Source organism: Labrys sp. 22185 (genome assembly GCF_052045555.1).
Lineage (GTDB): Bacteria > Pseudomonadota > Alphaproteobacteria > Rhizobiales > Labraceae > Labrys > Labrys neptuniae.
On record NZ_JBQEPH010000008.1, the window covers coordinates 130,130 to 156,462 of the forward strand.

A 26,333-nucleotide genomic window follows, 5' to 3' on the forward strand; every position below is an offset into this window, starting at 1 on the left:
CCGCACTAGGCAAATCTGCAATTCTGCCCATGATCTCGCCAATCGATCTACGCAGATCGCTTGCCGCCTTGCACGATCTCGCTCAATGTAACGCCAGATTGCACGTCTGGAGGGATTGCATGGCGGCGTTCGACGAGATGACCCTGAGCGACGGCGCTATACGTCCCGCCTATGCCGATCTCGCGCAATGGCTCTCCACGGCCCCCAAGGAATTGCTGACCCACCGACGCAACGAGGCCGAGCTCTTGTTCCGGCGCATCGGCATCACCTTCGCCGTCTATGGCGACAAGGATGGCGCCGAACGCCTGATCCCCTTCGACATCATCCCCCGCATCCTGGCGGCCCAGGAGTGGAACACGCTCAAAAGCGGCCTCGAACAGCGCGTGCGTGCGCTGAACATGTATATCAAGGACGTCTACGGCAAACGCGAAGTGGTGCGCGCCGGCGTGGTGCCGGAAGACCTGATCTTCAACAATCCGGCCTTCCGCCCCGAAATGGCGGGCCAGAGTGTGCCCCATGACGTCTATGTCCATATTGCCGGCATCGACATCGTGCGCGTCGACGCCGACACCTTCTATGTGCTCGAGGACAATGCGCGCACACCTTCCGGCGTCTCCTACATGCTGGAGAACCGCGAAGTCACCATGCGCCTGTTCCCGGAAGTGGTGGCGCGCCATCGCATCGCCCCGGTCGAGAATTACACGGACGAACTGCTCGCTACCCTGCGCTCGATCGCCCCTCGCACGGCCTCGCGCGATCCGGTCGTGGTGCTCCTGACGCCGGGCATGTACAATTCGGCCTATTACGAGCATTCCTTCCTGGCCGACCGCCTCGGCATCGAGATCGTCGAGGGGCGTGATCTCTTCGTGCGGGACGAAATCGTCTATATGCGCACCACCGAAGGGCCTCGCCGGGTCGACGTGATCTATCGGCGCATCGACGACGACTTCCTCGACCCCCTCGCCTTCCGCCCGGATTCGGCCCTCGGCGTTCCCGGCCTGATGACCGCCTATCGCGCTGGCAACGTCACGCTGACCAACGCCGTCGGTACCGGTGTCGCCGACGACAAGGCCGTCTATTCCTACATGCCCGACATCGTGCGCTTCTTCCTCGGCGAGGAGCCGATCCTGCAGAATGTGCCGACGCATCGCTGCCGCGAGCCTGAGGCGCTGGCCTATGTGCTCGACAATCTCGAAAGTCTGGTGGTCAAGGAGGTCTCGGGATCGGGTGGCTACGGCATGCTGATCGGCCCGCACGCCAGCAAGGCCGAGATCGCCGACTTCAGGGCCAAGCTGAAGGCTCATCCCTTCGGCTACATCGCCCAGCCCACCTTGGCGCTCTCGACCTGCCCTTGCTATGTCGAGGAGGGCATCGCGCCTCGCCATGTCGATCTCAGGCCCTTCGTCCTCACCGGTTCGGACAAGGTCCGCATCGTGCCCGGTGGCCTGACCCGCGTGGCACTGAAGCAAGGCTCTCTGGTGGTGAACTCGAGCCAGGGGGGCGGCACCAAGGATACCTGGATCCTGGATCGGTGATATCAGCCATGCATCGCTCGCCCTCCTTCTCCCGTTCCCTCTCGCCCGGACATTGAGCCATGCTGTCGCGTACCGCCGATAACCTGTTCTGGCTGGCCCGCTATGTCGAACGGGCCGAATATCTCGCCCGCATCCTCGATGCCGCCTACCGCCTGTCGTCCCTGCCGGCCTCCTATGGCGGCTTGACCACGGAATGGGAAAGCGCGGTGGAAACGGCCGGATGCGGCCCCGCCTTCTTCGCCGCCTATGAGGAGGCCAATGAGCGGACCGTCACCGAGTTCCTGGCCTTTTCCGCCGAGAACCCATCCTCGATCCGCAACTGCTTCGAGATGGCGCGTACCAACGCCCGCGGCGTGCGCACCGCCCTCACGGCGGAGATGTGGTCGACTATCAACGACGCCTGGCTCCAGCTCAAGCGCTATGACCCGGCCCGGATGAGCCGCGAGGAAATCTCCCGCTTCCTCGACTGGGTCAAGGGCGTCTCCCTGATGTTCGACGGCTCGGCCTACCGCACCATGCTGCGCAACGACGCCTACGCCTTTGCACGGCTCGGCCTGTTCCTCGAACGCGCCGACAACACGGCCCGCATCCTCGACGTCAAATATCATGTTCTGCTGCCGCCCTCGGAAAGCGTCGGCGGCAGTCTCGACTATTTCCAGTGGACCGCCATCCTGCGCGCCGTCTCCGCCCTTACCGCCTATCACTGGGTCTACAAGGAAAGCCTCAAGCCCTGGCTCGTCGCCGATCTCCTGACCCTGAACACACAGATGCCGCGTTCGCTTGCTTCATGCTATGAGAACCTGAATGGGAATCTCGACCAGCTCGCCCAGGTCTATGGCCGGCAGGGTCCCGCCCAGCGTCTGGCTCGCGTGACCCAGTCGCGCCTGCAGAATCTGAGCATCGACGAGGTTTTTCAATCCGGTCTGCATGATTTCATCACCGACTTCATCACCGACAACAACAATCTGAGCACGGCGATCGCCGAGCAATATCTGATCTGACGAACCCATGCGCATCTGCGTTGCCCACGAAACCGTCTATCGCTACGAGCGGCCGGCCAAATCCGTGATCCAGACCCTGCGGCTGACCCCGCGCTCGCATGACGGCCAGCATGTGGTGCGTTGGCGCATCGACGTGGACCAGGATGTCAGGTTGAGCCAGTCCGAGGATGCCTTCGGCAATATCAGCCATGCCTTCACGGCGATCGGCAGCATCGAAAGCCTGCGCGTGCGCGTGGAGGGCGAGGTCGAGACCCACGACAATGCCGGCGTGCTGCACGGCGTGATCGAGCGTTTCCCCGTCGCCCTCTATCTGCGTGATACCGACCTCACCCAGGCCGACGCTCCGATCCGGGACTTCGCCCACCGGAGTGCCGGAACAGCGGGAGGCGGGCTTGCCGCCTGCCACGCCTTGATGCAGGCGATTCATGATCGCATCGAGGTCAGTGGCGACCCGAAGCAGCCGGCAGTGGGCCTGACGCAGGCATTCGCCGCCGGCAGCGGTGTCGCGCAGGACGCCAGCCATCTGTTCATCGCCTGCGCCCGGACGCTCGGCCTACCCTCGCGCTATGTCAGTGGATTGCTCTGGCAACCGCCGACGCAGCAGGGCAGCGCCGGCCATGCCTGGGCAGAGGCCTATGTCGAGGGCCTGGGCTGGGTTGGCTTCGACCCGGCGCTGTCGGTCTGTCCGACCGTCCAGCACATCCGCGTCGCGGTCGGCCTCGATTATCTGGGCGCGGCGCCGGTACGGGGCGCCCATTACGGTGGGGAAGGCGAAAGCCTGGAGGTCACCGTCGATATCGGTGAAAAGGGAGAGCGTCCTCAGGCGCAGCGCCAGTCGCAGAGCTGATCAGACCCGGTGCTTCACCGGCTATCGCTGACGCCAGATATCGCTGAGCAGATGATCCGCTGCCATGCCCAGGCCGCGCGCGATCGGCACACGCACGATCGGCATTGGGCAGTCTCTCAAGGCCGGCTTGAATCGTGTTCGTGCTCGTAGCGTCGCACCAGGCCCGGCCGCAATTTCGGAGCCAGTTTGCTGACGGCGAGCAAGACCAGTATGCCGAAGACATAGCCCACCTGCAGGGCGACGGCGATGGCCACCATGTCGATCAAAGCGGTCCCCAAGCCGAAACCGGCCATCCAGATGATGAGGGCGCTGCCGATCGAAGCGATCAGGGCAATGATCGTGAATGCCAGTACCGGAACAAAGGTCCCGCATACCACGCCCAGCACCATCGCGACGATGACAGGCCAGATCACGAACATAGGTCTCTCCAACTATCCCGTTGGTCTGCTACGAAACTCGGCTTTCATTCTACCTGTCTGTAGCGGGATCGATCTTGCCGATACTGGGCCCCCGGAGTCTAGCAAAAACTCCTTCGAAAGAAGGGGGCTGGCTTTTTTTACCTGGAACCGACTTCCATACATGACGATTTCGGACAGTGGGTTCTTTCGACGAAAGAAGCAATGCCCTATTCGGATGAGGTAGGCGTTATATCGGAACAGTGCACACAGCTGAATGACGGCAGGGCCGCAAGGCTGCCGGTATGCGCCGCCAATGGCATCTGCCAGCACAGGCGGTGTCAGTCCGAATGCTTCGCGTCGGCAAGACGAGAGGGATCGATCACCTTGCCGGGATTCATGAGATCCGCCGGGTCGATAATCGCCTTGATCGCGTGCATCAAGCTGAGCTTGACCGGATCCGCCGTGGCATAGAGGGCATGGATGCGCTTGGAACCGACGCCGTGCTCGGCCGAAAACGAGCCGCCGCGCTGACGGATGCCGCCATAAAGCACCGCTTCCACCCCGGCGATGTCGTCCGCTGTCAGCGCGTCTTCCGCCCGGTTGAGCATGATATGGAGGTTGCCATCGCCCAAATGGCCGAAGACGAAGGGAGCGAGCCCCGGCGAGACGCCAGCAAGGCCGGCGACGCTGGCGCGCACATAGTCGTCCACTTGCGACAGAGGCAGCGAGACGTCGAAGCTGGGTGAATTGGGATGGTCGACATAGATGACGGCCGATTCCTCGCGCAGCCGCCAGATCGCCTGCTCCTGCGCCAGCGAGCTTGCCAGGACGGCGCTGGTCTCGGGATGGCTTTCCAGCAATTCCTCATAGATTGCAGCCAGTTCCTCCTGCAGCGCCGCTTCGTCGGCACCGCCGAGGGAGAGGATGAGATAGATCCGGTGTTCCATGGAGAAATCCGGTGCCGACCAGGCGAAATGGCGGGCGGCATAGCGGAAATAATCGGCCCACATCGCCTCGGCCGCGCGCAATTCGCCGACCCGTGCGTCGAGTGCCCGCCGGATGGCGGCCAGAGCGGCGGGCACCGAGTCGAAACCGAACAGGGCCACGGCATGGGCCGGCGGTACGGCGTCCAGCTTGATCGCGACCTTGGTGACGATGCCGAGCGTTCCCTCGGCACCGATCAGCAGGTGCTTGAGATCATAACCCGCCGAATTTTTCACCACCCGGGTGAGGTCGGAATAGACGGAGCCATCCGGAAGCACCGCCTCCAGGCCGAGGATGCGATGGCGCATCACGCCGTTGCGGAAGGCCATGATGCCACCGGCATTGGTGGAGATCATGCCACCGATGGTGGCGGAGCCGCGCGCCGGCAGGTCGATGCCGGGCTCGAGGCGGTGGACGAGCGCGGCCTCCTGCAGGGCCTGAAGCGTGCAGCCGGCTTCCACCACGGCGACGCGCTCATCGGCGCCGAGCCGCTCGATCCTGTCGAGGCGGCGGGTCGAGACGACGATCTGTCCCGCCGTCGAGACACCGCCGCCGACGAGCCCGGTGCGTCCGCCCTGCGGCACCATGGAGACGCCATGCCGAACGCACAGCCCCACGATGGCGGCCACCTCCCCGGTCGTCCCCGGCGAGACGACGGCGGAGGCGCCGAGATTGTGCGGTTCCTCACCCGGATCGAGCTCGGCGATCGCAGCACCGGTGCGGATATTGGCGGCGCCTACCGCCGAGGCGAGATCGGACAGAAAGCCTGCCGGCAGCGCGTTTTCCTGCTCGATCATCGCCTTACCTCATCGTCTTTCGCCGTGGGCGCTCAAGCCGCGCGGCGCAGGGCCTGCGCCATGCAGTGGATGCCGCCGCCCGTCTTGGATATCTCGCTGGTATCCACCGCCGCAACCTCGAATCCGCGGGCCTTGAGCTGACCGATCAGGCTCTTGCTCGCCGTGGGTGCGATGATGCGATCATTGCCCAGCGACATGAAGTTGCAGCCGAGTGCCATGGTGTCCTGGAACGGCACGTCGATGATCTCGTGGCCCTTGGCCTTGAGCCAGTCGACGATCCCCGGTTCCGTGCAGGCCAGGCATACCGCGGTCAGCTTCGGGGCGATCGGCACCACCATCAGGTCGATATGGACGTAATATTCGTCGATGAAGGCGAGACGGACCTCCCAGCCTTCCTTCTCGAACCACTCGGCGACCTGGCGGGCGCCCTCCTCCTGGGTGCGGGCACCGCCGCAACCGATCAGCACGCAGCCTTCCTCGATCACGTTGAAATCACCGCCCTCGAAGGTCCCTGATGTCACCATGTCGTAGATCGGGATGCCCATCTTCTCATAGGCACGGATGGCGGCGTAGTTCTCGCCGCGGCGCCACCAATTGGCCATGGCGGTGATGACGACGCCATAGGGGGTCATCACGCTGGAATCGCGCGTATAGACCTGCATCGGCAGTTCGACTTCCGGCTCCAGCCAGTGGATGTCGACGCCGAAATGCTCATAGGCCGAAGCTAGTTCCTTGTGCTGGGCCTGCGCGGTCTGGATGTTGCAGGGCGCCTCGCGCAGATGCTTGCGCGACAGGGAGCTGGTCGCCATGTGCCTCAGATAGGCCGGCGAGCCGAGCAGGACGTCGGTCAGCCTGTCGGTCTCGTTGCGAAAGCCCCAATGCTTGAGCGGCTTGGTGCCGCCGGCAAGGTTGCGGCGGCGCAGGGTGAAGGCGTCGTCGACATGGATCTGTTCGATGCGGTTCATGGTCGTTTCCCTTTTCATCAGGTGGGGATCCACCATTCGCGCCCGCGAGTGGTGGTGACATATTCGGGCCAGCGGAAGCCGATCGGCGGCGGATAATCGGCCAGCGGCGGAATCCAGCTGGAGCCGCCGATACCGCCGCCGGTACGTTCTTCGAATTCACGGCGGGCAGCGGCACGCGCCTCCCCGTCCTCGATCAGGCGCAGGGCCGAAAGCGCGATCGTCTTGGCGGCCGTCGTCACCATCGGATCGATGGTGGCCGGCATGCCGCCGAGCGCATTCATCACCCAGCCCGGATAGGTATAGCCCTCCGGCGCCCTGAGAGCCGGCCGGGCCACATAGAAGCGGGCCGTCGGGGCATGCCAGCTCATGTCGGTATAGTCGTCCGACGTCGAGTTGAGCTGGGAGGGCGGCAGGTCCCGCCGCAGGATCGCCTCGGCTTCCTGAGGGGCGATCAGGCGCTCGCATTCGGCCAGGAAGGGCTCTTCCATCGGTTCCAGGCCGAGATTGACCTGGATCTCGCGGGCGAGCCGGCAGGCTTCTTCGCCCCAGCGCGGCGCTCCCACCGTCGACATCGCGTCCCACACGACATTGGCGATGGCGTGGTTGGCCAGGCCCGGGCGCGACTTGCATACCCAGTGGCGTTCATAGCGGCAGCCTGTCATCTGCGCCGCCATCTCGGCATTACGGTCGAGCATGGCGGTTGCCTGCTCGGCCATGTCGAGCGTGGGCATGCGCATCATGTATTGGATTTCGGCGAGGCCCGCGGGAAGATTGTCCGCCGTTGCCTGGCCGGCCGTCAGGATCGCCTCGCTGATCGACCAGCCGCCCTGGTGGGTCAGCATGGAGTCGCGCAGGGCCTTGGAGGCCATGTACATCATCATCAGCGCGTCATTGGCGCCGGGCGCGCGCACGGCCGAATGCGACTGCGGGATCGGCGCGCCGGCGGCCCGGTTCCAGGCCTCCGGCTCGTCGCAGACGAAGCGATAGATCATCGAATAGGCGGCGCCGCAATGGGTATCCCAGCGCACCGTATTGCACATCGGCAGCATGTAGAAGGGATGGAAGGAGAGCATGCCGTCGAGGCCGTCATAATAGCCCTTTGCGGCATGGAGGGGCTTGGAGCCCCTCACCTTCTCGGCCGGTTCGCCCGTGAAGCGCAGCGTGCCGGCAAGGCCGTGGCGCTCCATTGCCTGCTTGGTGGCGAGCAGCCCGCCCAGGCTGGAGGTGCCGAGCGCCGAATGGGGATCGGTATGGCCGCCGGCGTGCTCGCTGAGCCCCGGCCGCGGGCGCTTGACGGTCGCCGCATCCTGGCAATTGCCGGGCACCGCGTCATATTCGGCATACATGCCGATGGTCGGCCCGCCCGGCTTGCCGGTCCAGTGCGCGCAGAAGGCGGTCGGCATGCCGGCCGAGCCTTCCTCCACGGTAAAACCGTGCCGGCGCAGGAGATCGACATACCAGCGGGCGGATTGATATTCGCGCCAGGCCGTCTCGCCGAAATCGAAGATCGTGCGTGTCCAGGTCGACAGGTCGCCGGCGATGGCATCGACATGCGCAAGCGCCGTTTGCTGAGCTGAACTGGTCACTTCCTACCTCCCTGATTGACGGGGAGGATAAGCGGTGAACATCACTATCAAAAAGTGATATGTTTTGCCTGTTTGAACAAATTCCATTCACCTTTAGGCAATCTTGCCCGAAATCTGGTGAGAGATTTCCGGAGTTCCCTTGCGCATTCCCTCCACCCAGGCCCTGCGTGCCCTCGACAGCTTCGCCCGCCACGGCAGCGTCTGGCGTGCCGCCGAAGAGCTCTTTCTCACCCGCAGCGCCGTCAGCCACCAATTGCGCCTGCTCGAGCGCGATCTCGGCTTCGACCTGCTGGAGCGCAACGGCAAGGGCGTGATGCTGACCGCCCGCGGCCGCCACTATGCCAACGAGGTGCGCAAGGCCCTCACCGTCATCGGGGATGCCTCGCTGCAATATGGCGACAAGGGCGTCGCCGGCACGCTGCAGGTGAGCTGCACGCCCGGATTTGCCTCGCTTTGGCTATGCACCCATATCGCCGAGTTCCAGGAAATGTATCCGGACGTGTCGTTGCGCGTGGTGACGCCGCGGCGGCTCGACGACGTCTCCAACCCCGATGTCGACCTCTTCATCACCTTCGGCGACGGCAATTGGCCCAATCGGGCGGTCGAGTTGCTGTGCGAAGTCCAGTTCACGCCATTATGCAGCCCGGCTTTGCTCAACAAGGTCGGCGGTCTCAACGAACCCTCGGACGTATTGAGGGCACCACTGCTTCACCTGGGCGATTTCGACGATTGGACGCGCTGGCTGGCCCTTGCCAATGTCGAAAATCCCAATGCCGAATGCGGCATGATCTTCTCCGACATGAATCTCGTCTTCGCCGCCGCTACCGCCGGCCAGGGCATCGCCATGGGGGATGAACTCACCTGCCGTACCGCCATGAAGGCCGGCCAGTTGATCCGCCCCTTCGACCTCGCCATCAAGTCGCCGCGCTCCTATTTCCTGGTGATGGAGCATGCCAAGATCGGCCATGCGGTCTCGCGGGCCTTCGCAGACTGGTTGAAGTCGGCCTTGGCGCAGACGAGCCCGACATACCGCCCCAACTATGGCTGAACGGCTGTAGCGGGCTACCTGTTGGGGTGAATCAAATTTTTCCCCAGAGGCAACAACATTCAATTGTCGTGAACGATAATCACGCTTAGGCTTTAAACGGTTTTCCAAAGCGTTTTGCGATTTGACGAAATCGGCAAGAACCGCAAAGACGCGTCGAAACAAGGAATCGGAGCAAAACGCGTTCATCCCTGAATGCGCTTTGCTCTAGGAGGACATGCATGGCGCAAAACGGCGGGGTAGCGCCCGGCAAAGCAGCCGGTCATTCGGGCATCGAACACGCTGCCGAGATCCGGGCCGAAAGCATCGGCAAGACATTCGGCAAGTTCGAGGCGCTCAAGGGCGTTTCCCTTACCATTGCCCGCGGCGAATTCCTCACCCTGCTCGGCCCCTCGGGCTCCGGCAAGACCACCTTCCTGATGATCCTCGCCGGCTTCGAAAAGCCGACGGTCGGCCGCCTCACTCGCGACGGCACCGATATCACCACGCTTTCCGCCGAAGAACGCGCCTTCGGCATGGTGTTCCAGGGCTATGCGCTGTTCCCACATATGACGGTGGAACAGAACATCGCCTTCCCCCTGCATATCCGCAAGGTGCCCGGCGACGAGATCCGTCGGCGCGTCGGCGAGATGGTGGCGCGTGTCGGCCTGTCCGGTCATGGCCACAAGCTTCCTGCCAAGCTCTCCGGCGGCCAGCAGCAGCGCGTGGCCCTGGCGAGGGCTCTGGTATTCGAGCCGCCCGTGCTCCTGCTCGACGAGCCCTTCTCGGCTCTCGACAAGAACATGCGCAACTCCATGCAGGACGAGGTCAAGCGCCTGCATGAAGAGCTCGGTACCACCTTCATCTTCGTCACGCACGACCAGAGCGAGGCGATGGCGCTGTCATCGCATGTAGCGATCTTCAACCAGGGCCAGCTCCTGCAGGTCGGCACGCCGCAGGAGGTCTATGAGAAGCCGACCAACCGTTTCGTCTCGGAATTCCTTGGCGACATCAATCTCCTGCCGCTGCACGACGTCCAGCGGGAAGCCGGCAACGCCCGCGGCTCCTGCGACGGAGCCCTGCTCGACGTGCCGTCCCAGAGCCATATTGGCAAGACTGGCATCCTGGCGATCCGCCCCGAGCATATGGATGTCTCGGCCAGGCCGCAGGTGGAATCCCTCAACTGCCTGGCCGGCACCGTGACGGCCTCGACCTATCTCGGCTCGGCCACCAAACTGTCCCTGACCACCAAGAGCGGCACGCCGGTGAGCCTGACGCTGCCGACGGATCGCGCAGCGGAGGCCTTGGCAAACGGGCCGGACCTTTGGCTCACCTGGCCCAAGAGCAAGGGATTCCTGTTGCCGGAAGATGCGTAAAGCAACTGCTTCTCCTGCAATAAAACACCGTAAAAAAACAAATAATTATAACGAAACTCTCACCATCCGCCTTCGCATACCCAACAGGGGAACATCGGCTATGAATGAAGCCTTCCAGAAAGACTGTCTCGAAATCCTCGCCTCGAAGGTCGAAGCCGGCCAGATCAGCCGCCGGCGTTTTGCCCAGTTCGCCGCCATGGTCCTCGCCGGCGCTCCCTTCGCCCTGCGCACCGGCCCGGCCCGCGCCGATGGCGGCCAGCTCGTCCTCGTCAACTGGGGTGGCGATGCCATCAAGGCCTATGACGCCGCCTATGGCCAGCCCTTCCAGCAGGAAACCGGCATCACCGTGAAGGAAGACGGCACCGGCCCGACCGAAGGCGGCATCACCGCGCAGTTCAAGAGCGGCAAGCCGACCTGGGACATCGTGGACGCCGACCCGTTCTCCGCCATCTCTCTGGGCAAGCAGGGCATGCTCGAGCCGATCGACTACAAGGTGGTCGACAAGTCGAAGTTCCGGCCTGGCTTTGGCTGGGAACATGCCTCCTCGACCTATTTCTTCTCTTATGTCATTGCCTATGACGCCTCCAAATTCGGCGACAAGCCGCCGACCGGCATGGCCGATTTCTTCAATGTGGAGAAGTTCCCCGGCAAGCGTTCGCTCTACAAATGGGGCGCCGGCATGTGGGAGGCGCTGCTGCTCGGTGACGGCGTGGCGCCGGAGAAGCTCTATCCGCTCGATCTCAAGCGCGCCCACGACAAGCTCGCTGCCTTCAAGGACAATGTGGTGTCCTATTGGGGTGGCGGCGCCGAAAGCCAGCAGGTGTTGTTGAATGGCGATGCCTCGATGGCGCTGATCTGGTCCACGCGCGCCTCGGTGCTGGAGAAGGATTCGGGCGGCCAGATCAAGTTCATCTGGGATCAGGGTCTGATCTCGCCCGGCGCCATGGCAGTGATCAAGAACAATCCCGGCGGCAGGGACAATGCGATGAAGTTCATCGCCAGCGCGCAGGATCCCAAGAAGCAGCTGGTGATGTTCGACATGCTCGGACAGGGCCCCGCCAATCCGGCCACCGATGCCCTCATCCCCGCCGACCAGAAGCGCCTCAATCCGGTCGATCCCGCCAATATGAGCAAGCAGATCGCGCTCGACATGAACTGGTATGCCGAAAATTACGGCGCCGCGCTGGACGCCTACACCAAGATCATCTCGGCCTGACCTTTCATCCACTGCCCGGGCGGCCTCAAAGCCCGGGCAGTGAAGACATGCGAGAGCTTTGATGCGCAAGCCCTTGTCTTCACTTTCATTCCTGGTTCTGGCAGGGCCGTTGCTGGCGTTCCTGACGCTGGTCTATCTCATTCCCTTCCTCGGCGTGGCCCAGTGGAGCATCACGCTGCCCGAACCCGGATTGACGCAATATCAAAGGCTTGCCGGCGACCCGCTGGTGCTCTCGGTCTTCCTGCGTACCTTCCGCATCTGCGCCATGGTGACGGTGATCACCGTCATCGCCGCCTATATGATCGCCTATGTCTGGGTGCGTGGCACGCCGCTACAGCAGCGCCTGGCGGAATTGTGCATCCTGATCCCCTTCTGGATCTCCGTGCTGACCCGCGCCTTCGGCTGGCTCGCGCTACTCTCCAATCGCGGCCTGGTCAACAGCTGGCTCCAGAGTCTCGGCTTCATCTCGGAGCCGCTGACGCTGGTGCGCAACGAGTTCGGCGTCATCATCGGCATGACGCATTTTCTCATTCCCTTCGCCGTGTTTCCGCTGGCCTCGGCCATGCGGAGCCTGGACGAACGCGTCTTTCTGGCCGCTCGCGGCATGGGTGCCGGTCCGCTCCGCATCTTCTGGAAGGTCTTCGTGCCGATGACCTTTTCCGGCATCATCGGGGCCACGCTCATCGTCTTTGTGTTCGCCCTCGGCTTCTTCGTCACGCCCGCCATTCTCGGCGGCGGCCGCAGCGTGATGGTGGCCGAACTCATCTATCTGCGCATGTTCCAGAGCCCGGATTGGGGCCTCGGCGCGGCGATCAGCGTCACGCTGGTGGTGATCGTGGCAGCGCTGATGGCCCTGCTGTTTCGCTATGCCCGCCTCGGCGATACGGGAGTGTCCAAATGACATCGCATCGCCCCGGCCTGATCGCCCTCACCGCGGCGGCCCTCGTCGCCGTCTTCCTGCTGCTGCCGCTATTGGCCGTGGTGCCGGTGTCGTTCACGGCAGCCCGCTACCTCTCCATGCCCAACGGCAACTACGCCCTGACCCATTACCGTACCCTGTTCACCAATCCGGACTGGGCGAATTCCATCCTGCTCAGCATCCGCATCGGCGTGGTTTCGAGCGCTCTCGCCACCACGCTGGCGACCCTGTTCTGCGTCGGCATCTGGATGTTTCGTCCCCGCTTCGCCGCCGCCCTCGTCGGCTTCGTGCTGCTGCCGATGATCGTGCCGCCGGTCGTCTCGGCAATGACGCTCTATTTCCTGCTCACCGGCCTGTCCCAGGTCAGCTCCCTCGTCGGCTTCGACACCTGGCTCGGCGTGGTCCTCGCCCATGTGGTGATGATCGTCCCCTTCTGCGTGGTGCTGATCATGGTCTCGCTCAGCCAGGTCGACCGCCGCATCGATCTCGCCGCCCGCGGCATGGGCGCCAGCGTCTGGCAGCGCGCCACCCGGATCATCCTGCCCAACATCAAGTTCGGCCTGCTGACCGCGGCGATGCTGTCCTTCGTGCTGTCCTGGGAGGAAATCGGCGTCACCCTCTTCATCACCAGCGTGAATGCGATCACCCTGCCCCGGCTGATGTGGAGCGGGGTGCGCGACAACATCGATCCGGCGATCGCCTCGATCTCCGTCATCCTGATCGTGCTGACCACGCTGGTGCTCATCATCCGCATGGTCTATTCGAGCCTGCGCTCGGCGCCGAAGCATTAGGTCCCCTGCCGCTTTTTGCCGCTCTCCCGACCGGCCTTGCGCCCGTAGGCGGCAAACGAATCTTGCTCTATGGGAAGGGCGTGGCAGCCTGAAGGTTCAGGCTTGCTTGGGGGGCACCGCCGACAGGCGGTTTGGGAGTTCAGTCGATGACCTATTGCGTCGGGATTTCGGTTCGCGAGGGCCTGGTGATGATCGCGGATACGCGCACCAATGCCGGCATCGACAACATCGCGACATTCCGCAAGCTGCATGTGTTCGAAGAGCCGGGCGAACGCGTCCTGGCGGTGTGCACCTCCGGCAACCTTTCGGTGAGCCAGGCCGTGCTGGACCATATCCAGGAGGGCCTGGAAAATCCCGATACCGGCGCCGTCGATACGCTGATGAGCATGCCCAGCATGTTCAAGGCCGCCCAGCTGATCGGCCGGGCCATTCGCCAGGTCTACGCTACCGATGGCCGCAGCCTGGAGGAGCACAACAGCCGCTTCGACGTGGCCTTCCTGTTCGGTGGGCAGATCAAGGGCGGCAAGATGCGGCTCTTCATGATCTATTCGGCAGGCAATTTCATCGAGGTGACGGCCGACACCCCCTATCTGCAGATCGGCGAGCACAAATATGGCAAGCCGATCCTCGATCGCGCGGTGAACTACGAGACGGAAATGCCGGACGCCCTCAAGGTCGGCCTGATCTCGATGGACTCCACCATGCGCTCCAATCTCGGCGTCGGCATGCCGATCGATATCCTCACCGTGCGGCGGGACGCGCTCAAATCCGAGATCAGCCATCGCATCGAGCCGGGCGAGCCCTATTTCCACGATCTGCGCGAGCGCTGGTCGGCGGCCTTGCGGGCCGCCCACATCGCCATTCCCAGGCCACCCTACATCATCGGCAAGACGGGCGTGCTCGACACGCCCTGAACCGGAGCGGATCGGGGCGTGCCTTGCTGGAGCAGGCGGCCGGAACGCCCCGGAAAATCCGTCAAATCTGGAATGACGTTAAACAAGAACGTGATGGTTCGTGATCGCCGAACTGGCCGCACGGGCTGGAAAGTCGTGTCTGACTAACCTAAGGCTGCGTTCCCCTCAGCGACCACGGACGGAGCAGCATGTCGCAATCCTCGACGCAATCGACCCTCCAGGCCTATGCGCCGACCATTCTTTCCCTCGTACGCATCGTCGCCGGCCTGATCTTCCTGGCCCACGGCACCCAGAAGCTGCTCGGCTTTCCGGCGCTCCCGCCCGACCGCGAGATCCCCGTCTTCGGCCTGATGTGGTTCGGCGGCATACTTGAGGCCTTTGGCGGGCTGCTGATCGTGATCGGCCTGTTCACCCGCCCCGTCGCCTTCATCCTTTCCGGGCAGATGGCCGTGGCCTATTTCATGTTCCACGCGCCGAAATCCTTCTTCCCGGCCCTGAACGGCGGCGACGCCGCCATCCTCTACTGCTTCCTCTTCCTCTATTTCGTTTTCGCCGGCCCGGGATCGATCAGCGTGGACGCGGCACGCAAGCGGTAGAATCGAACCACACCCATCGCCCGGGTGCCCAGATCCGCCATGGATCGACAAGATGAGGATGAGGCGCTAGGTTGCGCTCCCTGAATCGGCACAGGGTCGACCTGGGTTTGAAACCAGACCCATCTCTTCCCGGGCCGATCCTCCCCACCATGGAGATGACTGCCCCGGTCATCGGGGCCTGTCGCCCGGAGCAATAAGCGCGGTTGTCAAACGCCTTAGTTCGGGCTCCTAATTTCCAGACGCCGCGCGATTTTTCGGGGGGCTTCCACCCGATCGTGCGGCGCGTGGTGGGGATCATGGCCAATACCGGGCCTGTGCCGGTCGCTCACGCGATCCGGCCCGGGTTCGCTTCTGCCTGGACTGGATGGAATGAAATCGACGCTGCTTTCGATCGCCCTGATCGCCCTTGCCCTGACACCCGCCTCAGCACGCCAGAACGTCAAGCCCGGCCGGACCGAAGCCGGCCTCGCCAAACTGGCCCCGGCCGACCGGTTTCAGCAGGCCTGCGACATCGAGTTGATGGAAAGGCTGCGCCACGAATCCCGCCCCTACAAGCCCGACAGCGTGATCGCCTATGCGCTGGGCGATCCTCATGTGACGGGCGACACGCTCAAGGGCGACGGCGGCGCCTTCCGCAGCGGCGGGATCTGGTATCAATATTCCTTTACCTGCGAGGCGACGCCCGATCGCATGAAGGTGATATCGCTGGAATACAGGGTCGGCGAAGCCGTCCCGCGCGACGAATGGGATTCCCACGGCCTCTCCATCCACTGATCCCCTTCAACCCCGGATAGGCGAACGGGCATGGGCAAAAACGGTTTGATCGGCGTCATTCGTCGGATCCAGCGCTTTCCGGTCAAATCCATGGGCAGCGACATCGTGGGCACGGCGGAGCTGCGCTGGAACGGCCTGGCGGGTGACCGGCAATATGCCTTCGTGAAAACCAATGATCGAGGCCGCTTTCCCTACCTCACCGGCCGGGATCTGCCCGATCTCCTGCTCTACCGCGCCCGTTACCTCAAGCCGGAGGATCCCAAAACCTCGACGCTGGTCGTGCACTCCCCCAAGGGCGGCGAATACGACATCGACGATCCCGCCTTGTGCCGGGAATTGAGCGAGGCGGCTGGCGAGCCCGTGCACCTGATGCAGCTCGGCCGAGGCCATTTCGACAGCGCCGTCATCTCTCTGGTGAGCACGACGACGGCCGGCCGCCTGGCGCAGGCCCATGGCGGCGATATCGATCTGCAACGCTTCCGCATCAATCTTCTGATAGAACCCGCGGATGCCGAGAGCTGGGAACGGGATTGGCTCGACAAAAGGGTCACCATCGGCAACCGGGAGGTCCGCCTGCGCACCGACCGGCCGATCGAGCGCTGCGTGATGATCACCCTCGATCCGCAGACGGCCCAGCGCACTCCCGCGATCATGAAGACAGTCGCACGTCAGTTCGCCAACCAGATCGGCATTTACGGCACCGTCGAGCAACCGGGAACGATCGGCCTGGGCGACAGCATCCGTTTCAGCGATTGAGCGGCTCAGATGGCTTGGCCGCCCGAGACCTCGATCCGCTGGGCGTTGACCCAGCGATTGGCGTCCGACAACAGGCTCGCGATCATCGGCCCGATGTCCTCCGCCACTCCGGCTCGCCCAAGCGCGGTCATCTGCGCAAAGATCTTGTTGATGCTGGGATCGTCGCGAACGGCACCACCGCCGAAGTCGGTCTCGATCGCGCCCGGCGCCACGGTATTGACCGCAATCCGCCTTTCACCCAGTTCCTTGGCCAGATAGGTCGACAGAACCTCCACGGCCCCCTTGGCCGCGGCATAGGCTGCATAGCCTGGATAGGACACGCGTGTCAGGCCGGAAGATAGATTGACGATGCGACCGCCATCCGCAATCAGCGGCAGCAGGGCCTGGGTGAGGAAGAAGACGCCCTTGAAATGGACGTTGACCAGGGCATCGAACTGCGCCTCGGTCGTCTGGCCGATCAGGGCGTAGTCGCCATGGCCAGCATTGTTCACCAGATGATCGAATGTCCCCCGCGACCACGTGTCGTGCAGCGTTGCCCGCACCCTTTCGGTGAAGGCGGCAAAGGCTGCGACGTCACCTGTATCGAGTTGAAAGGCGATCGCCTTCCGGCCCATGGCCCGGATTTCAGCGACGACCGCCTCGGCATCCTCGCTCTGGCTGCGATAGGTGAGGATGACATCGCCGCCAAGGCGGGCAATATTGAGGGCGGTGCTGCGGCCAAGACCGCGACTGGCCCCGGTTACGAGTGAAATCCTGGTCATCGGGCAAACTCCGTTGGTGTGACGGCCTCCGATATCGGGCCAAACCTGCCTTCGGTGTTGCTGGAATCTCGATGTTTCTTGCCTAATCCTCCAAGAGACATGCAGGACGGACGCGAAGCGAGTAGGCTGTCACCATGACCGCCCTGCTTGAAGCCATCCGCCGCCATGCCCAAGTCCACGCCGACTCGAATGGTATCGCGGCCACGCCGATTCCGGGTCTCACCACCGTGCGGGCGACGGCGCCCAGCGGCCTGGTTCATGCCATCTCCCGCCCCCTCGCCTGCCTTGTGCTGCAGGGAAGCAAGCATGTCACCATGGGCATGCAGGCTTTCGACTTCGCGGCTGGCGATTCCCTGCTGATCACCGCGGATGTGCCGACCGTGAGCCAGATCACCCACGCCAGCGCCATGGCTCCCTATCTGTCGCTGGTGCTGGAGCTGGACGCTGCCGTGATAGCCGATCTGGCTGCGCAGATGAATGCCTTTGGCGGAGCCGACCATGCCCCGGTACGCGTCCAGCCCACCGATGCCGAGGTCGCCGACGTGGCACTACGGTTGATGCATTTGCTCGATCGACCGGCTTCGGTGCCGGTGCTGCAAGCCCAACTCGTGCGTGAGATGCATTACTGGCTGTTGGCCGGCCGTCACGGTACGGCAATACGACGACTGGGTTGGCCCGATGGCCACGCACAGCGCATCGCACGTGCCGTCGCGATACTGAGGGCCGAATTCATGCAGCCCTTGCGGGTCGAGCGCTTGGCCGCGGCTGCCGGCATGAGTTCCTCCTCATTTCACCAGCATTTTAGGTCGATAACCTCGCTCTCTCCCCTGCAATTCCAAAAGCAGCTGCGCCTGATCGAGGCCAGGCGATTGATGCAAGCCGAGGGTATGGGCGCGAGCGGGGCGGCATTCTCGGTCGGCTATGAGAGCGTTTCCCAATTCACTCGCGAATATGGCCGGTTGTTCGGCCTGCCGCCGGTTCGCGACACCAAGGCAGCAAGGGAACGCGCTCGAACGGCCGCCTGAATATCGACGGGACTGTCGCCGGCGCCTCAGAAGATGGCCAGTGCGCCCTGGAAGATGAGATAGCCGAGCCCGGCCGTGATCAACAGGCCCACGCTGGTAGCGATATAGCCAGCCAGGATGACGGCGCCATCGCGCTCGACCAGGCCGAGGCCGAGGATGCAGATGGGAATGCCGAGCGGGATGTTGCCGATGATGGGGATCGGCAGCAGCAGGGCAAGGCCCAGCACCAGGGCGACAATGCCAACGATCCGCCGGGACCGCGCGTCGGCGAACAGATGCAGGCGCGGCTTGGCAAAACGCTCGACCCACTGGATCCAGGGCTCTGCCTTGGTGACGATACGCTGCAGATCCTTGCGGGCGAAGCTGCGTTTGGCCAGGAATTGCGGCAGCCAGAGATTGTCGCGCCCCATCACCATCTGCGCCGCGATCAGGGCGACGATGATGCCGCAGATCACCGGAATGCCCGGCGGCATCGGCAGGCAGTTGGGTATGCCGAAGAGCAAGAACAGAATACCGAAGGCGCGGTTGCGCATGGCGGCCGTCAGGTCGCCGAAATAAATGCGCTCCTCTCCTTCCGCCGAGGCAATCGCCGCAAGGAGTTCGGATGTTCTGGGGTTACGCGGTTCCAAAATTAGGCTGACTCGTGGGATCCTTGCCGGGCTTATAGTGGGACTCTGCGACAATTTCGAGATGATTGTGCGAGCGAACGCTAAACGGGGCGCGGCATTTGCGGATGGGTGTTGTGCTTTTGCCGCATAGTTCCCTTTGCAGCACAGCATTCCATGCTGCATTGCAAGACCCCGCACTCGTGCTGTCTTGTCGCAGGCGCCCTTTGCCGACCTTGTTCGAAAAATCGCAAAAATCGCGAAAAACCCCGCAAAAACGACCCTCAACTTTTCGAGCTTGTCACTTGACCACCGAAAAACGGGGGTCCAGACTGGAATCATTCCGATCTGCTTCATGAGAGTCCTTGGTTCAGACCACCAAATGAATGGTGGCGAACGCAGAGGGGACAACAGATCGCGAACCGGTTGGAGGACCCCATGGCTTCCGTTTCGCTTCTCGTCAATGGACGGGAAATTACGGCTGATATTGACCCACGTACTTTACTTGTCGAATTTCTGCGCGAGCACCTCAGGCTTACCGGCACCCATGTCGGCTGCGATACCAGCCAATGTGGTGCTTGCGTGGTGCATATCGACGGCAAGGCCGTCAAATCCTGCACCACCCTCGCCGTCCAGGCCAGCGGCGGCTCGGTGACCACCATCGAGGGCCTCGCCAACAACGGCCAGCTCCATCCGATGCAGGAAGCCTTCCGCGACAATCATGGCCTGCAATGCGGCTTCTGCACGCCCGGCATGATCATGACCTCGGTCGCCATGGTCGACCGACTCGGCGGCGATCTCGACGAGGCCACCATCCGCCATGAGCTGGAAGGCAATATCTGCCGCTGCACGGGCTACCACAACATCGTCAAGGCGGTGGCGGCAGGAGCCAAGGCCATGACCGAAGGCCAGACGCTGCAGGCGGCCGAATAGTCGTTCTCTCCCGGACTGCGTCACCCAACTGTTCGCGGCAGCCCAAAATGCCGTCGATCGACGCTCCGGACCTCGATCATTTCATCGACTCTCTCGGCGAAGCCTTTGTTTGCCGGGGATTATTCCAATCCCATGGCGTTTTGCGACCCGAGGAAATCGGGCCAGACCGCAAAACGCGTCGAAACAGCGAATTGGAGCAAACAAGCGTTCACGCCTGAACGCGCGCTGCTCCAGGGGAGAGAACGTCATGAACGCCACGGGCGTGGGCGCACCAGTGCGCCGCAAGGAGGACTTCCGGTTCATCACCGGCAAGGGCAATTATACCGGCGACATCAATCGCCCGGGCCAGGCCCATGCCTATTTCCTGCGCTCGCCGCATGCGCATGCGACGATCAAGTCGATCGACATCAGCCAAGCCCGCAAGCTGCCAGGTGTCATCGAGATCCTCACCGGCGAGGATTTGGCGCAGGACAAGATCGGCGGCTTGATCTGCGGCTGGATGATCCACTCTAAGGACGGCTCGCCGATGAAGGCCGGCGCCCATCCGGCGCTGGCCCAGGGCAAGGTGCGCTATGTCGGCGACCATGTCGCCGTGGTGCTTGCCGAAACCCTGGCGCAGGCCAAGGACGGTGCCGAGGCCATCAACGTCACCTATGAGCCGCTGCCGGCCAGCGTCGATACCGCCAAGACCCAGGCCAAGGACGCGCCCCAGGTCCATGCCGAGGCCGAGAACAACACCGTGTTCCAATGGCATCTCGGCGACAAGACGGCCTCCGACGCCGCCTTCAAGGCAGCCAAGCACATCACCAAGCTCGACATCCTCAACAACCGCCTGGTGCCCAACGCCATCGAACCGCGTGCCGCCGTCGGCGACTACGATTCCGGTACCGAGGCCTATACTCTTTATACCACCTCGCAGAACCCGCATGTCGCCCGCCTGGTGCTGTCGGCCTTCATCGGCATCGCACCCGAGCACAAGCTGCGCGTGATCGCCCCCGATGTCGGCGGCGGCTTCGGCTCCAAGATCTTCATCTATGCCGAAGAGACGGTGTGCGTGTGGGCTGCCAAGCGCATTGGACGCCCGGTGAAATGGACCGGCGACCGTACCGAGGCCTTCCTCGCCGACGCCCATGGCCGCGATCACGTCACCCGCGCCGAACTCGCCATCGACGCCAACAACAAGATCACCGGCCTGCGCGTCCACACCATCGCCAATCTCGGCGCCTATCTCTCGACCTTCTCCTCCAGCGTGCCGACCTATCTCTATGCGCCGCTGCTGTCGGGCCAATACGACATCCCGGCGATCTATGCCGAGGTCGACGGCGTCTACACCAACACCGCCCCGGTCGACGCCTATCGCGGCGCCGGACGGCCGGAGGCGACCTTCGTGGTCGAGCGCCTTGTCGAGGTGGCGGCGCGTGAACTTGGCCTCGATCCGGCCAAGTTCCGCAAGAAGAACTTCGTGAAGTCCTTCCCGCACCAGACCCCGGTCATCATGACCTATGACGCCGGCGACTATAATGCCTCGCTCGACAAGGCGATGGAGTTGCACGACGTCAAGGGCTTCGGCGCCCGCCGCCGCGCCTCCGAGCGGGCCGGCAAGCTCAGGGGCCTGGGCTATTCGGCCTATATCGAGGCATGCGGCATCGCGCCCTCCCAGGCGGTGGGCTCCCTCGGCGCCGGCGTCGGCCTGTGGGAATCGGCGGAGATCCGCGTCAATCCGATCGGCACGGTCGAGGTGCTGACGGGCTCGCACAGCCATGGCCAGGGCCATGAGACCACCTTCGCGCAGTTGGTGTCCGACCGGCTCGGCATCCCCATCGACTCGGTCGCCGTCGTGCATGGCGATACCGACAAGGTGCAGTTCGGCATGGGCACCTATGGCTCGCGTTCCGGCGCGGTCGGCATGTCGGCCATCGTCAAGGCGGTCGACAAGGTCATCGCCAAGGGCAAGAAGGTCGCCTCCTATGTGCTGGAGGCCTCCGAAGGCGACATCGAGTTCAAGGATGGGCGCTTCTCGGTGGCCGGCACCGACAAGGGCCTGGCTTTCGGCGAAGTGGCTCTGCAGGCCTATATCGCCCACAAATTCTCGGGCCAGGACCTTGAACCCGGCCTCAAGGAAGGCGCGTTCTACGATCCCACCAATTTCACCTTCCCGGCGGGCGTGCATATCTGCGAAGTCGAGATCGATCCCGACACCGGCGTCACCACCATCGCGCGCTGGACGGCGGTGGACGATTTCGGCGAACTGATCAACCCGATGATCGTCGAGGGCCAGGTGCATGGCGGCATCGCCCAGGGCGTCGGCCAGGCCCTGCTCGAGGGTGCGGTCTACGACAAGGACGGCCAGCTCCTGACCGCCTCCTTCATGGACTATTGCATGCCGCGCGCGGACGACCTGCCCTCCTTCAATGTCGGCATGACCAAGACCACCTGCCCCTCCAACCCGCTCGGCATCAAGGGCTGCGGCGAGGCGGGCGCGATCGCGGCACCGCCCGCGGTGATGAACGCCATCACCGATGCCATCGGCCTGGAAGACATCGCCATGCCGGCTTCGCCCCAGGTGGTGTGGAACGCCGTGCAGCGCGCCGCCAAAGGCAAGAAGGCGGCGGAATAACGGGGGCGGGTCTTCTCAGCTCCATCGGCACACCGATGGAACGGGACCCGCCAGGAACCTCCAAGCTACGAGAATCAGGCGGGTCTGAAGACCCGCCCCCCACTTCAACCCTGGGAGCCTCCCATGTATCCGTTCACCTATCAGCGCCCAACCTCCGTGCGCGGGGCCGTCGCCGCCCTCGCCAAGGCGGAAGACGCCAAACTGCTCGCCGGCGGGCACACCTTGCTGCCGACCATGAAGCAGCGCCTCGCCAGCCCCACCACCCTGATCGACCTCACCAAGATCGAGGGCCTCAGCGGTATCGAGGTGAAGGGCCGCAATCTCGTCATCGGCGCCACCACGCCGCATGGCGACGTGGCTGCGAGCGCCACGGTCGGCGAAGCCATCCCGGCTCTCGCCGCTCTCGCCGGCATGATCGGCGATCCGGCGGTACGTTCGCGCGGCACCATCGGCGGCTCGCTCGCCAACAACGATCCGGCCGCCGATTATCCGGCGGCGGCCCTCGCCCTCAACGCCACGATCATCACCAACAAGCGCAAGATTCCGGCCGACGAATATTTCACCGGCCTGTTCGATACCGCGCTGGAGGAAGGCGAGATCATCACCAAGATCTCCTTCCCCATTCCGGCCAAGGCAGCCTATCAGAAATTCCCCAATCCGGCTTCGCGCTACGCCCTGGTCGGGGTGTTCGTGGCCAAGAAGGGAAGTTCGGTGCGCGTCGCGGTCACCGGCGCCGGCTCCGATGGCGTGTTCCGCCACACCAAGGCCGAAGAAGCGCTGTCGTCGCGCTTCCATGCCAAATCGCTCGACGGGGTGAGCCTCTCGTCCAAGGGGCTCAACGGCGACATCCACGCCAGCGCCGACTACCGCGCCCACCTGATCGGCGTGCTGACCAAGAGAGCCGTCGCAGCCGCCAAGTGACCGACCCAAAGCGTTTTGCTCCCCGGGAGCGCGGCCCTCATTTGCGCTCCCGTCTCCTGCACCGACCGAAAGCGCGCGCATGCCCGCATCTTCAGGAACCATGCCCGAAGCCGAATTCTCCACCGATTTGGCCAAGACCCGCTTGACGGTCCTCGTCGCCAACATCACCACGCTGGGGGTGGAGGCCATCGTCAACGCCGCCAATACCTCCCTGCTCGGCGGTGGCGGCGTTGATGGAGCCATCCACCGTGCCGCCGGGCCGGAGCTGGTGGCGGAGTGCCGTACGCTGAACGGTTGCAAGGTGGGCGATGCCAAGATTACCGGGGGATACCGGCTGCCGGCCCGTCATGTCATCCATACCGTTGGCCCGGTCTTCAATGGCGGCGCCCAGGGAGAGGCCGACAAGCTCGCCTCCTGCTATCGGCGCAGCCTCGAAGTCGCCGCGGCCAATGCCATTGCCTCGATCGCCTTTCCGGCCATTTCCACCGGGATCTACCGTTACCCGGCGGACGAAGCGGCCACGATCGCCGTCGCGACCGTCATCGATACCTTGCCGCTGCTGTCGGCGCCCCCGTCGCTCGTCGTGTTCTGCTGTTTCGATGCGGGCACGGCCACCCATTACCGCCAGGCCTTCGTCGATGCTGGCCTCGCCCCCTTCTGATCGGGCCCGATCAGGATAACTCTGCAGGATCTCAAAGACTTGCGGAGTTTTTCGACATTGCCCATTCATGGGCCCCATCGAGAAATTCCGCTTGGCAGGGACTCGTCCTATAGTGCCGGCAGATTTCAGGAGTTTGCCTTGCCTGCCTCCCTTCCCGCCTCCATCGACGCAACAGCCGCCCTGCTCGCCAAAGCCGACTACGTAGCCGGGCGCGACCTCGCCACCGTCTTGTTCCTCGCCTTGCGCATGGGCCGCCCGCTTTTCCTGGAAGGGGAAGCGGGCGTCGGCAAGACCGAGATCGCCAAGGTGCTGTCTGCGACGCTGGGCCGCTCCCTGATCCGCCTGCAATGCTATGAAGGCCTCGACATCGCCTCGGCGGTGTATGAATGGAACACCATGGCGCAGATGATCGAGATCCGCCTGGCCGAGGCCGGCGGCAATGTCGACCGCGCCAGCCTCGGTTCCGATCTCTTCTCCGAACGCTTCCTGATCGCCCGGCCCATCCTGGAAGCGGTACGCCCCCAGGCCGGTGGTGCGCCGATCCTGCTGATCGACGAACTCGACCGCACCGACGAGGCCTTCGAAGCCTATCTCCTGGAGGTTCTTTCGGATTTCCAGGTCACCATTCCCGAATTCGGCACGGTCAAGGCGGAAGCGCCGCCCATCGTCGTGATCACCTCCAACCGCACCCGCGAGATCCATGATGCCCTCAAGCGGCGCTGCCTCTATCACTGGGTCGATTACCCCAGCGCCGAGAACGAACTCGAGATCCTGCGCCGCAAGGTGCCGCATGTGCCTGCCAAGCTGTCGCGCGAGCTGATCGGCTTCGTGCAGGCGCTGCGCCGGGAGGACCTGTTCAAGGCGCCGGGCGTCGCCGAGATGCTGGACTGGGCCACCGCCCTGACCGAGCTCGATGCCGTGGCGCTCGATCCCGCGCTCGTCTCCGACACGCTCGGCGTGCTCTTGAAATATCAGGACGACATTGCCCGCCTCTCCGGCAGCCAGGCCAAAAGGCTGATCGACAGCGTCAAGGCCGGGGCGCAGGCCCATGCCTGACATCCCGCCTGCCGAAACAGCGCCCCCCGAGATCGGCAGGCTTGCCGACAACATCGCCTATTTCGGCCGCCTCCTGCGCGACGCCGGCCTGCCGGTCGGCCCGGCCAGCGTGCTCGATGCCATCCGGGCGGTGGAGACAGCCGGTCTCGGGGGCAAGCAGGATTTCTACTGGACACTGCACAGCGTCTTCGTGACGCGGCACGAACAATCGCTGCTCTTTCGCCAGGCCTTCGAATTGTTCTGGCGCCAGCGCGCCCTGACCGAAAAACTCATCGCCATGATGTCTCCCCAGGCGGTGGCGATGAAGGAACCGCCCAAGCCCAAGGCCGGCGCGCAGCGCGTCAACGATGCTTTCTACAAGGAGCCGCCGCGCGCGGTGGAGGAGAAGAAGCTCGTCGAGTTCGACGCGCGCCTGACCATGTCGGAGCGCGAGATCCTCAAGGAGCGGGACTTCGCCCAGATGACCGCGGAGGAGATCGCTGCCGCCAAGAAGGAAATGGCAGGGCTGCGCCTGCCTTTCGACAATGTCCCGACACGCCGCCTCAGGCCCGGAGGCAGCGAGGTCATCGACCTCAGAAGGACGCTCAGAGCCGCCATGCGCAGCGGCGGCGATCTCGTATCCATCGCCTATCGGCAGGCCGGCGAGAAGCACCCGCCCCTCGTGGCGCTTTGCGACATATCCGGATCGATGGCGGACTATTCCCGCCTGTTTCTGCATTTCCTGCATGCGATCTCGGAAAAGGGCCGGCGCGTGCATGCCTTCGTGTTCGCTACGCGGCTGACCAACATCACGCGTTCGCTGAGGACGCGCGATCCCGACGAGGCCCTCGAACATGCTTCCAGAGCCGTCAAGGATTGGGATGGCGGCACCCGCATCGCCCATTGTCTGGAGCGCTTCAACAAGGACTGGTCGCGCCGCGTGCTCGGCCAGGGCGCCACGGTGCTGCTGATCACCGATGGGCTGGAGCGTCAGGTCGATCCCGGCCTTGCCAAGGAACTCGACCGTCTGCATCGTTCCTGCCGCCGCCTGATCTGGCTCAATCCCCTGCTGCGCTTCGACGCCTTCGAAGCGCGCGCGGCCGGCATCAAGGCCATGCTGCCGCATGTTGACGAATTCAGGACCATTCACAATCTCAAGAGCATGGGCGACCTGGTCAAAGCCCTCGACCGCAGAGCCGACGCCGCCGCCGATCCCAGGAGCTGGTTGAAACGCGTTGGTTGACGGGCCCTGTAGCTGACGTAGGGAGGAAACACTCCGAATTGTCATAGCCGGGC

General features: G+C 63.8%; 25 protein-coding genes. 19 read left to right on the forward strand and 6 right to left on the reverse strand.

The genetic code is table 11. The features are described from left to right. Positions 1-119: 119 nt before the first annotated feature. Genes ACTJKX_RS17465 through ACTJKX_RS17475 form a run of 3 tightly spaced genes read left to right on the forward strand, consistent with a single transcriptional unit; the run spans position 120 to position 3,383 of the window. Positions 120-1,535 (forward strand): circularly permuted type 2 ATP-grasp protein, encoded by a 1,416-nt coding sequence (locus tag ACTJKX_RS17465; protein ID WP_311938855.1) that lies wholly within the window; start codon positions 120-122, stop codon positions 1,533-1,535. 59 nt (positions 1,536-1,594) lie between these two features. Further along, the gene (locus ACTJKX_RS17470; protein ID WP_311938853.1) at positions 1,595-2,536 is read left to right on the forward strand and encodes an alpha-E domain-containing protein; all 942 of its coding nucleotides are present in this window, start codon (positions 1,595-1,597) and stop codon (positions 2,534-2,536) included. 7 nt (positions 2,537-2,543) lie between these two features. Next, entirely contained in the window at positions 2,544-3,383 is an 840-nt protein-coding gene (locus ACTJKX_RS17475) for a transglutaminase family protein (RefSeq protein ID WP_440726011.1), read from the forward strand. A 116-nt stretch (positions 3,384-3,499) separates the two neighbouring features. Here ACTJKX_RS17475 and ACTJKX_RS17480 read toward each other — a convergent pair whose 3' ends face one another. The 4 genes from ACTJKX_RS17480 to ACTJKX_RS17495 all read right to left on the reverse strand — a co-directional run bounded on the left by ACTJKX_RS17480 (position 3,500) and on the right by ACTJKX_RS17495 (position 8,113). After that, positions 3,500-3,802, reverse strand: a complete 303-nt coding sequence (locus ACTJKX_RS17480; protein ID WP_440726012.1) for a hypothetical protein — start codon at positions 3,800-3,802, stop codon at positions 3,500-3,502. A gap of 317 nt (positions 3,803-4,119) precedes the next feature. Further along, positions 4,120-5,562, reverse strand: a complete 1,443-nt coding sequence (locus tag ACTJKX_RS17485) for an FAD-binding oxidoreductase (RefSeq protein ID WP_440726013.1) — start codon at positions 5,560-5,562, stop codon at positions 4,120-4,122. A gap of 32 nt (positions 5,563-5,594) precedes the next feature. Then, positions 5,595-6,527, reverse strand: a complete 933-nt coding sequence (locus ACTJKX_RS17490) for a dimethylarginine dimethylaminohydrolase family protein (RefSeq protein WP_311938844.1) — start codon at positions 6,525-6,527, stop codon at positions 5,595-5,597. A 17-nt stretch (positions 6,528-6,544) separates the two neighbouring features. Beyond that, on the reverse strand, positions 6,545-8,113 hold the full coding sequence (locus tag ACTJKX_RS17495; RefSeq protein WP_394309514.1) for an amidohydrolase: 1,569 nt from the start codon (positions 8,111-8,113) through the stop codon (positions 6,545-6,547). Between the two features lie 139 nt (positions 8,114-8,252). Here ACTJKX_RS17495 and ACTJKX_RS17500 point away from each other — a divergent pair, with 139 nt between their 5' ends. From ACTJKX_RS17500 to ACTJKX_RS17540, 9 genes are all read left to right on the forward strand, one after another. Beyond that, positions 8,253-9,161 (forward strand): LysR substrate-binding domain-containing protein, encoded by a 909-nt coding sequence (locus ACTJKX_RS17500; RefSeq protein ID WP_367626701.1) that lies wholly within the window; start codon positions 8,253-8,255, stop codon positions 9,159-9,161. Positions 9,162-9,379: 218 nt separating this feature from the next. Continuing rightward, positions 9,380-10,513, forward strand: a complete 1,134-nt coding sequence (locus ACTJKX_RS17505) for an ABC transporter ATP-binding protein (protein ID WP_440726014.1) — start codon at positions 9,380-9,382, stop codon at positions 10,511-10,513. Positions 10,514-10,613: 100 nt separating this feature from the next. Beyond that, the gene (locus tag ACTJKX_RS17510; RefSeq protein WP_440726015.1) at positions 10,614-11,729 is read left to right on the forward strand and encodes an ABC transporter substrate-binding protein; all 1,116 of its coding nucleotides are present in this window, start codon (positions 10,614-10,616) and stop codon (positions 11,727-11,729) included. A 61-nt stretch (positions 11,730-11,790) separates the two neighbouring features. Further along, positions 11,791-12,630, forward strand: coding sequence for an ABC transporter permease (locus ACTJKX_RS17515; protein ID WP_367626704.1), 840 nt, complete (start codon positions 11,791-11,793; stop codon positions 12,628-12,630). Next, positions 12,627-13,439, forward strand: coding sequence for an ABC transporter permease (locus ACTJKX_RS17520; RefSeq protein WP_311938831.1), 813 nt, complete (start codon positions 12,627-12,629; stop codon positions 13,437-13,439). The genes ACTJKX_RS17515 and ACTJKX_RS17520 overlap by 4 nt, the downstream gene beginning before the upstream one ends. Positions 13,440-13,585: 146 nt before the next feature. Continuing rightward, positions 13,586-14,353, forward strand: a complete 768-nt coding sequence (locus ACTJKX_RS17525; RefSeq protein WP_311938829.1) for a proteasome-type protease — start codon at positions 13,586-13,588, stop codon at positions 14,351-14,353. Between the two features lie 188 nt (positions 14,354-14,541). Then, the gene (locus ACTJKX_RS17530) at positions 14,542-14,949 is read left to right on the forward strand and encodes a DoxX family protein (RefSeq protein WP_440726016.1); all 408 of its coding nucleotides are present in this window, start codon (positions 14,542-14,544) and stop codon (positions 14,947-14,949) included. Between the two features lie 369 nt (positions 14,950-15,318). Continuing rightward, positions 15,319-15,723, forward strand: coding sequence for a DUF930 domain-containing protein (locus ACTJKX_RS17535; protein ID WP_311938825.1), 405 nt, complete (start codon positions 15,319-15,321; stop codon positions 15,721-15,723). Positions 15,724-15,753: 30 nt separating this feature from the next. Continuing rightward, entirely contained in the window at positions 15,754-16,479 is a 726-nt protein-coding gene (locus tag ACTJKX_RS17540; RefSeq protein ID WP_440726017.1) for an MOSC domain-containing protein, read from the forward strand. Positions 16,480-16,484: 5 nt separating this feature from the next. Here the strand turns inward: ACTJKX_RS17540 and ACTJKX_RS17545 are convergent, their stop codons facing one another. Then, the gene (locus tag ACTJKX_RS17545) at positions 16,485-17,240 is read right to left on the reverse strand and encodes an SDR family NAD(P)-dependent oxidoreductase (protein ID WP_440726018.1); all 756 of its coding nucleotides are present in this window, start codon (positions 17,238-17,240) and stop codon (positions 16,485-16,487) included. A gap of 134 nt (positions 17,241-17,374) precedes the next feature. Between ACTJKX_RS17545 and ACTJKX_RS17550 the strand changes: the two genes are divergently transcribed. Next, entirely contained in the window at positions 17,375-18,265 is an 891-nt protein-coding gene (locus ACTJKX_RS17550; RefSeq protein WP_394309526.1) for an AraC family transcriptional regulator N-terminal domain-containing protein, read from the forward strand. 26 nt (positions 18,266-18,291) lie between these two features. Here ACTJKX_RS17550 and ACTJKX_RS17555 read toward each other — a convergent pair whose 3' ends face one another. After that, on the reverse strand, positions 18,292-18,894 hold the full coding sequence (locus tag ACTJKX_RS17555) for an exopolysaccharide biosynthesis protein (protein WP_105862748.1): 603 nt from the start codon (positions 18,892-18,894) through the stop codon (positions 18,292-18,294). Positions 18,895-19,308: 414 nt separating this feature from the next. Here ACTJKX_RS17555 and ACTJKX_RS17560 point away from each other — a divergent pair, with 414 nt between their 5' ends. From ACTJKX_RS17560 to ACTJKX_RS17585, 6 genes are all read left to right on the forward strand, one after another. After that, positions 19,309-19,803 carry a (2Fe-2S)-binding protein gene (locus ACTJKX_RS17560; protein WP_311938816.1) on the forward strand — a complete coding sequence of 165 codons (495 nt, stop codon included), beginning with the start codon at positions 19,309-19,311 and terminating at the stop codon, positions 19,801-19,803. A 247-nt stretch (positions 19,804-20,050) separates the two neighbouring features. Then, entirely contained in the window at positions 20,051-22,420 is a 2,370-nt protein-coding gene (locus tag ACTJKX_RS17565) for a xanthine dehydrogenase family protein molybdopterin-binding subunit (RefSeq protein WP_311938814.1), read from the forward strand. A 123-nt stretch (positions 22,421-22,543) separates the two neighbouring features. Further along, positions 22,544-23,341 carry an FAD binding domain-containing protein gene (locus ACTJKX_RS17570; RefSeq protein WP_311938812.1) on the forward strand — a complete coding sequence of 266 codons (798 nt, stop codon included), beginning with the start codon at positions 22,544-22,546 and terminating at the stop codon, positions 23,339-23,341. Positions 23,342-23,420: 79 nt separating this feature from the next. Further along, positions 23,421-24,002, forward strand: coding sequence for an O-acetyl-ADP-ribose deacetylase (locus ACTJKX_RS17575; RefSeq protein ID WP_437178716.1), 582 nt, complete (start codon positions 23,421-23,423; stop codon positions 24,000-24,002). 138 nt (positions 24,003-24,140) lie between these two features. Next, positions 24,141-25,058, forward strand: a complete 918-nt coding sequence (locus ACTJKX_RS17580; RefSeq protein ID WP_311938810.1) for an AAA family ATPase — start codon at positions 24,141-24,143, stop codon at positions 25,056-25,058. Further along, the gene (locus ACTJKX_RS17585) at positions 25,051-26,280 is read left to right on the forward strand and encodes a vWA domain-containing protein (protein ID WP_440726019.1); all 1,230 of its coding nucleotides are present in this window, start codon (positions 25,051-25,053) and stop codon (positions 26,278-26,280) included. The genes ACTJKX_RS17580 and ACTJKX_RS17585 overlap by 8 nt, the downstream gene beginning before the upstream one ends. The last annotated feature ends 53 nt before the right edge of the window (positions 26,281-26,333 follow it).

What these genes read in the sequence shown, in the direction of transcription:
- ACTJKX_RS17480 (WP_440726012.1), bottom strand. Translation starts at nt 3,802, where the DNA reads ATGTTCGTGATCTGGCCTGTCATCGTCGCGATGGTGCTGGGCGTGGTA.
- ACTJKX_RS17490 (WP_311938844.1), bottom strand. Translation starts at nt 6,527, where the DNA reads ATGAACCGCATCGAACAGATCCATGTCGACGACGCCTTCACCCTGCGC.
- ACTJKX_RS17525 (WP_311938829.1), top strand. Translation starts at nt 13,586, where the DNA reads ATGACCTATTGCGTCGGGATTTCGGTTCGCGAGGGCCTGGTGATGATC.
- ACTJKX_RS17515 (WP_367626704.1), top strand. Translation starts at nt 11,791, where the DNA reads ATGCGCAAGCCCTTGTCTTCACTTTCATTCCTGGTTCTGGCAGGGCCG.
- ACTJKX_RS17470 (WP_311938853.1), top strand. Translation starts at nt 1,595, where the DNA reads ATGCTGTCGCGTACCGCCGATAACCTGTTCTGGCTGGCCCGCTATGTC.
- ACTJKX_RS17510 (WP_440726015.1), top strand. Translation starts at nt 10,614, where the DNA reads ATGAATGAAGCCTTCCAGAAAGACTGTCTCGAAATCCTCGCCTCGAAG.
- ACTJKX_RS17565 (WP_311938814.1), top strand. Translation starts at nt 20,051, where the DNA reads ATGAACGCCACGGGCGTGGGCGCACCAGTGCGCCGCAAGGAGGACTTC.
- ACTJKX_RS17530 (WP_440726016.1), top strand. Translation starts at nt 14,542, where the DNA reads ATGTCGCAATCCTCGACGCAATCGACCCTCCAGGCCTATGCGCCGACC.
- ACTJKX_RS17520 (WP_311938831.1), top strand. Translation starts at nt 12,627, where the DNA reads ATGACATCGCATCGCCCCGGCCTGATCGCCCTCACCGCGGCGGCCCTC.
- ACTJKX_RS17540 (WP_440726017.1), top strand. Translation starts at nt 15,754, where the DNA reads ATGGGCAAAAACGGTTTGATCGGCGTCATTCGTCGGATCCAGCGCTTT.
- ACTJKX_RS17575 (WP_437178716.1), top strand. Translation starts at nt 23,421, where the DNA reads ATGCCCGCATCTTCAGGAACCATGCCCGAAGCCGAATTCTCCACCGAT.
- ACTJKX_RS17485 (WP_440726013.1), bottom strand. Translation starts at nt 5,562, where the DNA reads ATGATCGAGCAGGAAAACGCGCTGCCGGCAGGCTTTCTGTCCGATCTC.
- ACTJKX_RS17535 (WP_311938825.1), top strand. Translation starts at nt 15,319, where the DNA reads ATGAAATCGACGCTGCTTTCGATCGCCCTGATCGCCCTTGCCCTGACA.
- ACTJKX_RS17560 (WP_311938816.1), top strand. Translation starts at nt 19,309, where the DNA reads ATGGCTTCCGTTTCGCTTCTCGTCAATGGACGGGAAATTACGGCTGAT.
- ACTJKX_RS17570 (WP_311938812.1), top strand. Translation starts at nt 22,544, where the DNA reads ATGTATCCGTTCACCTATCAGCGCCCAACCTCCGTGCGCGGGGCCGTC.
- ACTJKX_RS17585 (WP_440726019.1), top strand. Translation starts at nt 25,051, where the DNA reads ATGCCTGACATCCCGCCTGCCGAAACAGCGCCCCCCGAGATCGGCAGG.
- ACTJKX_RS17550 (WP_394309526.1), top strand. Translation starts at nt 17,375, where the DNA reads ATGACCGCCCTGCTTGAAGCCATCCGCCGCCATGCCCAAGTCCACGCC.
- ACTJKX_RS17505 (WP_440726014.1), top strand. Translation starts at nt 9,380, where the DNA reads ATGGCGCAAAACGGCGGGGTAGCGCCCGGCAAAGCAGCCGGTCATTCG.
- ACTJKX_RS17475 (WP_440726011.1), top strand. Translation starts at nt 2,544, where the DNA reads ATGCGCATCTGCGTTGCCCACGAAACCGTCTATCGCTACGAGCGGCCG.
- ACTJKX_RS17465 (WP_311938855.1), top strand. Translation starts at nt 120, where the DNA reads ATGGCGGCGTTCGACGAGATGACCCTGAGCGACGGCGCTATACGTCCC.
- ACTJKX_RS17545 (WP_440726018.1), bottom strand. Translation starts at nt 17,240, where the DNA reads ATGACCAGGATTTCACTCGTAACCGGGGCCAGTCGCGGTCTTGGCCGC.